The sequence below is a fragment of the Beijerinckia sp. L45 genome (assembly GCF_009765775.1).
In the GTDB taxonomy this organism is placed as follows: Bacteria; Pseudomonadota; Alphaproteobacteria; order Rhizobiales; family Beijerinckiaceae; genus RH-AL1.
Genome location: NZ_LMUU01000074.1, coordinates 1 through 5,327, shown reverse-complemented (window position 1 = coordinate 5,327; position 5,327 = coordinate 1). Strand labels below are relative to the sequence as shown.

Sequence of the window (5,327 nt, the reverse complement as noted above, 5' to 3'; positions counted from 1 at the left end):
CAGCAGCGCCCCGACAACGGCCCCGACGAGGTGGCCGCGCCCGCCGATCGCCACCCAGACGGCGATTTCGAGCGACAGATCCGGCGACAACAGGCGCGGGTTGATGATGCCGACCTGCGGCACATAGAGAAAGCCGGCCAAAGCCGCGATCAGCGCCGACAGGCACCAGACGGCAAGTTTCAACCGCAGCGTGTCGTAGCCGAGCGTCCGCAGTCGGACCTCGTCGTCGCGGGTCGCCAGCATCAGCGCCCCGAAGCGGCTCGACAGCAGCGCACGGCAGCCGATCAGCACCAGCACCAGGATCAGCACGGAGGCCGCTGCCAGCGCGAAGGTCATGCCGCGTGTGCCGATCGGCCAGGAGAAGATGAGCGAGAACCCCGTCATCCCGTTGTTGCCGCCGAAGCCCGTGTCGTTGCGAAACATCAGCAGCATCGCGACATAGACGAGCGCCTGAGTGATGATGGCGAAGTACACGCCGTTGACGCGTGAGCGAAACGAGACGTAGCCGAAGAGCGCGGAGACGACGAGCGTCACGACGGCGGCAAAAAGCAGCGCGTAAGGGAAGGTGCCGAGGCCGTCCCAGTAGAAAGGGAATGACGTCCAGCCCATGAACTGCAGGAAATCCGGGACTTTGCCGGAAACGTCGAAGCCGTGTTTCAGCAGGTACATCGCGACGACATAGCCGCCGATGCCGAAGAACAGGCCCTGCCCCAGCGAGAGAATGCCGAGGTAGCCCCAGATCAGATCGAGCGACAGCGCGAGGATCGCGAAGCTCGCCAGTTGGCCCATCGCGTTGACGATGTAGGACGAGAGGCCCCATTCGCCGGCTGCCGATACGATCATCACGACGAAGACCGTGACGAGGAAGGCGAGCAAGGCCAGGAACGGCCGGTCTGCGGTCCAGGACTTCATTTGCGGCGTCCCTTGACGGCGAACAGGCCCTCGGGACGCACCTGCAGGAAGGCGATGATCATCAGCAGCACGATGACCTTGGCGGCAACGGCGCCATACCACGGCTCGATCAGCACGTTGATCTGGCCGATGCCGAGCGCGGCGACGACGGTGCCGCCGATCGTCCCGACGCCGCCGAGCACCACCACCATAAAGCTGTCGATGATGAAGTTCTGGCCCATCTGCGGATTGACGCTGTAGATCGGCGCCAGCGCCAACCCGGCGAGCCCTGCCAAGCCGGAGCCGAGACCGAAGGCCAGCATGTCGACGCGGCGGACGGGGATGCCGATGCAGCCGGCCATGGTGCGGTTCTGCGTGACCGCGCGGATATTCAGACCGAGCGGCGTCAGCCGCACGATGGCCCAGGTCAGCGCCAACGTCACCGCGGCGAAGGCGATCGCGAACATCCGGTTCCAGGTGAAGAAGAAGTCGCCGATCACCGGCACGCCGCCCGTCACATAGTATGGCGTGACGAACTGCAGGTTCTGCGTGCCGAACACCACGCGGACGAGATTGGAGAGAAACAGGCTCACTGCCCAGGTCGCGAGCAGGCTCATCAGTGGGCGCTTGTAGAGGTGGCGCAGCAGCACGACCTCGAGCAGGATGCCGATCGAAGCCGTCACGAGAAACGCGACGGGAATGGCGATGATCAGGTAGTAATCGAGAAGGCCCGGCGCGTAAGTGCGCAGCCCCTGCTGGACGAGCCAGGTCGCATAGGCGCCGATCATGATCAGTTCGCCCTGCGCCAGGTTGATCACGCCCATCAGGCCGAAGATCACGGCAAGGCCGATCGCCGCCATGAACAGGATGCTGGCGAAGCTGAGCCCGCTATAGAGCGTCGCCAGCACGTCGCCGATGCTGATGCCGCGGGAGATTTTGGCGAGCGCGGCATCGACGGCCTGCTTGAACTGCGGATCCTTGGCATAGGCGAGATCGCTGACCAGCGGCTGGACCTCGGCGCGCGCGCGACGGTTCGGCGTCTCGGCGATGCGCCCGAGCGCGGTGATGCGCTTTGCCGGGTCGGTCGAGCGGAGCGCGCCGATCTGTGCCACGACCAGCATCTGCTGTTTTAAGGCCGGGTCGGTTTCCCGCGCGGCGGCGGCATCGAAGAAGGTATCGGGGAGCGCCGAGGCGCGATGTTCCAGTACGTGGAGGGCGGCAGCGCGCCGGCCGACGTCGGTCGCCGTCCCAAGCGCCAGCGCGGCTTCGGCGGTCTCGAACGTGGCGCGGTTCTTCAGGCTGAGAAATGGGGCGTGCGCGCCGTCGGCGGGTTCACGCGGGGCGCGCGATGCAGCATCGAGGAACGCACCCTGCAGAACGACGACGGCGCCGTTCGCATCGCAGGTGAGCTTGCGATCCAGAACGGCGCGGGCAATCGGCGCGGCCCAGGTCCGATCCTCGGCCGATCCGTCCGCCGCAAGCGCCGTCAGGGCGCGACCGGCGTCGGCGAACGCGGCGCCGTCGCCGCAAAGGTTCGCGATCACGCCCGGGCGGTCCGCGGGGGCGGCGATGGACGGCGTTACGATGAGAGCGAGACAGAGAGCGAGACAAAACCGTCGCAGCCCGGTCCGGGCCGCGACGGCGGAAGCCACCATTCGAGATTGCACCAAAGGATCAGCCGAGCGTGCTGAAGGGCACCGGCTTCGGCGTATCCTTGGACTGCCACAGGACGTCAAAGCCCTGCTTCTCGTTGACTGAGCCGATGAACACGCCGCGCGAGACGTAATTGTTCTCGGCAGTCATGCCGATCTTGTAGCCCGACGGACAGTCGAAGGTGAGGCCGGCGAAGGCCTTGCGCACCTCGGGCACGGCGAAGGAGCCGGCCTTGGCCGCCGCCATCGCCCACAGGTGCACCGAGTCGTAGGCAGAGACCATCGGATCGATGGCGACGTCGCCCTTGAAGGGGACGTTCTTCGCCTTCACGTAGTCGGCCCACTTCTTCAGGAAGGCGACGTTGGCCGGGCCCTTGGCGTTCTGCAGGTAGGCCCAGCAGTTGAGATGGCCGACCAGCGGCTCGGTGTTGAGGCCTTCGAGATCGGCCTCGACCATGTCGAGCCCGAGCACCGGCACGTCCGTGGCCTTGAGGCCCTGGTTGGCGAACTCGCGCAAGAAGTCGGGAATCGACGAGCCGACGACGGTGAGGACGACGATCGCCTTGCCGCCGCCCTGATCGGCGAAGGCGCGGATCTGGCTGACCAGCGTCTGAAAGTTCGAGAAGCCGAGCGGGACGTATTCTTCCTTCCAGGCGGTCTCCGGAATGCCTTTGGACTTCCAGTAGGCCTTGAGCTGCTTGTTGATGGTGCGCGGCCAGACGTAGTCCGAACCGATCATGAAGAAGCGCTTGGCGCTCACCCCGTCTTCGCCCATCAGGTAATCGACGGCCGGCAGCACCGAACTCGTCGGCGGCGAATTCACGTAGACGATGTTCTTGGAGTTCTCTTCCCCCTCGAAATGCAGCGGGTAGAACAGCAGCCCGTCGGCCTGCTCCACGACCGGCAGGACGGTCTTGCGCGACACCGAGGTCCAGCAGCCAAACAGCGCCGCGACCTTCTCCTGGTCGAGCATCTGCTTGGCGCTCTGGGCATACAGCGGCCAGTCGGACGCCGGGTCGGAAACCGCGACGTCGATGGTCTTGCCGTTGACGCCACCCTTGGCGTTGATCTCGTCAGCGGCCATGCGGACGACGTGGTTCAGACGCCCTTCGAGGTTGGCCATCGTGCCCGATGAGGAAAACAGGCAGCCGAGCTTGACGGTGCCGGAGGCGGCGTAGGCCGGACGGATGATCGAAGGCATCGCGATCGGCGTCGCGATGCCGACGCCGGCTGCCTTCACAAACGAGCGCCGTGAAAACGTGTCCATGACCTGCATCCCATGCTGGTGAAAGTGCGGTCATCTCCGTCCACGCCTCCAGGAAAGGCAACTTCAAAGAATGGCCATAGGCGCTCAATCAGGCGGCAGATGCCTATGTTTTGGATGCTTATTGGCACTATCGCCATTATGCGGTGTCGCGACCGGCACGGAGGGTCATCGCCCGGCGCGGATTTGATTGTTCTTTCCTGCGGCATTGTCTTACCTAAGACGGAGCCCGCGAGCGGCTCGATCGTTGCCGTCCAAGGCCAGCCGGGAATGACGCCGATGCGACACTTGCAGCATCCCGAAGGTGTGATCTTGCACCTGCTTCACGAAGCCGACGCCGGCGTGTCCATCGCCGAAATCTGCAGTACCGCTCGCATCTCGCCCCGCACCTTCTACCGCTGGCGCAAGCGCTATGGCGGCCTGACCCTTTCCGCGGCGCTGGAGGTGAAAGACCTTCACCTCGAAAACCTGAGGCTTCGCGCGCTGGTCACCAGCCTCTCGGCGCGGCTGAAACACGAAAACGCCGACACGCCGGCGGGGTCCGACAGGACGTTCCGCTCCGACGTCGTGCCGCTTCGCGGCGCCTCGCCTGGGCGCTATGCCGCGGTTCGCGGTCAACGCTGACCATTCGAAGCGGCGTGCATCGCCGCCATATCACGATGAGGGCATCCCGATGGACATCTACGGTTTTTGGCGCTCACAGGCGACGTTTCGCGTGCGCATCGCGCTCAATCTGAAACGCGTCGCCTATCGCGAGATCCCGATCGATCTCGACAAGGGCGAACAATATTCGCCCGAATTCCTGGCGATCAACCCGCAGGGCGCGCTGCCGGCCCTGATCGAAGATGCCGCCTCCCCCCTCACCCAATCCTCGGCGCTGCTCGAATATATCGAGGAGCGTTATCCGACCCCGCCGCTTCTGCCGAAAAATCTCCGCGAGCGCGCCCGTGTCCGCTCGCTCGCCGCTGTGGCGATCAGCGACACACACCCGCTGATCACCCCGCGGGTAAAGGGCTATCTCAGCAAGACTGCCGGTTTCGACGCCGACCAGTGGCGCGCCTGGCAGACCAATTGGTTTTCGGCGGGGCTGAAGACGCTCGAGGCGCGATTGGCCCATGATCCCGCGACGGGCACATTTTGCCAGGGCGACACGCCCGGCATCGCCGACATCTGCCTCTACGCGCTTTACGAAGGCGCAGGCACGTTCAAGATCAAGGTCGACGCGATTCCGGCCGTCGACCGGATCGTGGCGCATTGCGCAAAGCTCCCGGCGTTTGCCGATGCCCATCCGACGCGCCAGGCCGATTATCCCGGCTGAACCATCGCCGCGCTGAACCGAGATGTGTTCGAGGCACTTGCCTTGAACACATCTCGGCACTTTGGAGGCCCGTCTATTCGCTCGATCCGCGCCCGAGCAGTTTTGCCATTTCCTCCTCGAGCGACTCCAGCGTGTCGTTCGGCGAGGTGGCCGGCGGAGCGGGCTGTGGGGCGACGACGGGCGGCGGCGGGGCGACGGTCGG

The 5,327-nt window shown here is 65.1% G+C and carries 5 protein-coding genes; 2 read left to right on the top strand and 3 right to left on the bottom strand.

All coding sequences use genetic code 11. The features are described from left to right. From urtC to GSQ79_RS08155, 3 genes are all read right to left on the bottom strand, one after another. On the bottom strand, window positions 1–912 hold a 912-nt coding region (urtC, locus tag GSQ79_RS08165), incomplete at its 3' end, for an urea ABC transporter permease subunit UrtC (RefSeq protein WP_158808230.1). Then, entirely contained in the window at window positions 909–2,546 is a 1,638-nt protein-coding gene (gene urtB, locus GSQ79_RS08160; RefSeq protein ID WP_158808229.1) for an urea ABC transporter permease subunit UrtB, read from the bottom strand. The genes urtC and urtB, both read right to left, overlap by 4 nt. A gap of 19 nt (window positions 2,547–2,565) precedes the next feature. After that, on the bottom strand, window positions 2,566–3,810 hold the full coding sequence (locus tag GSQ79_RS08155; RefSeq protein ID WP_158808228.1) for an urea ABC transporter substrate-binding protein: 1,245 nt from the start codon (window positions 3,808–3,810) through the stop codon (window positions 2,566–2,568). Between the two features lie 309 nt (window positions 3,811–4,119). Here GSQ79_RS08155 and GSQ79_RS08150 point away from each other — a divergent pair, with 309 nt between their 5' ends. Then, entirely contained in the window at window positions 4,120–4,431 is a 312-nt protein-coding gene (locus GSQ79_RS08150; RefSeq protein ID WP_158808227.1) for a transposase, read from the top strand. Between the two features lie 49 nt (window positions 4,432–4,480). Next, complete coding sequence (gene maiA / locus GSQ79_RS08145) at window positions 4,481–5,125, top strand: maleylacetoacetate isomerase (protein WP_158808226.1); 645 nt, start codon at window positions 4,481–4,483, stop codon at window positions 5,123–5,125. Window positions 5,126–5,327 lie beyond the last annotated feature (202 nt).

Excerpts from the sequence above, each read along its gene's own strand:
- urtB (WP_158808229.1), bottom strand. The coding sequence starts at position 2,546 with ATGGTGGCTTCCGCCGTCGCGGCCCGGACCGGGCTGCGACGGTTTTGT.
- GSQ79_RS08155 (WP_158808228.1), bottom strand. The coding sequence starts at position 3,810 with ATGGACACGTTTTCACGGCGCTCGTTTGTGAAGGCAGCCGGCGTCGGC.
- maiA (WP_158808226.1), top strand. The coding sequence starts at position 4,481 with ATGGACATCTACGGTTTTTGGCGCTCACAGGCGACGTTTCGCGTGCGC.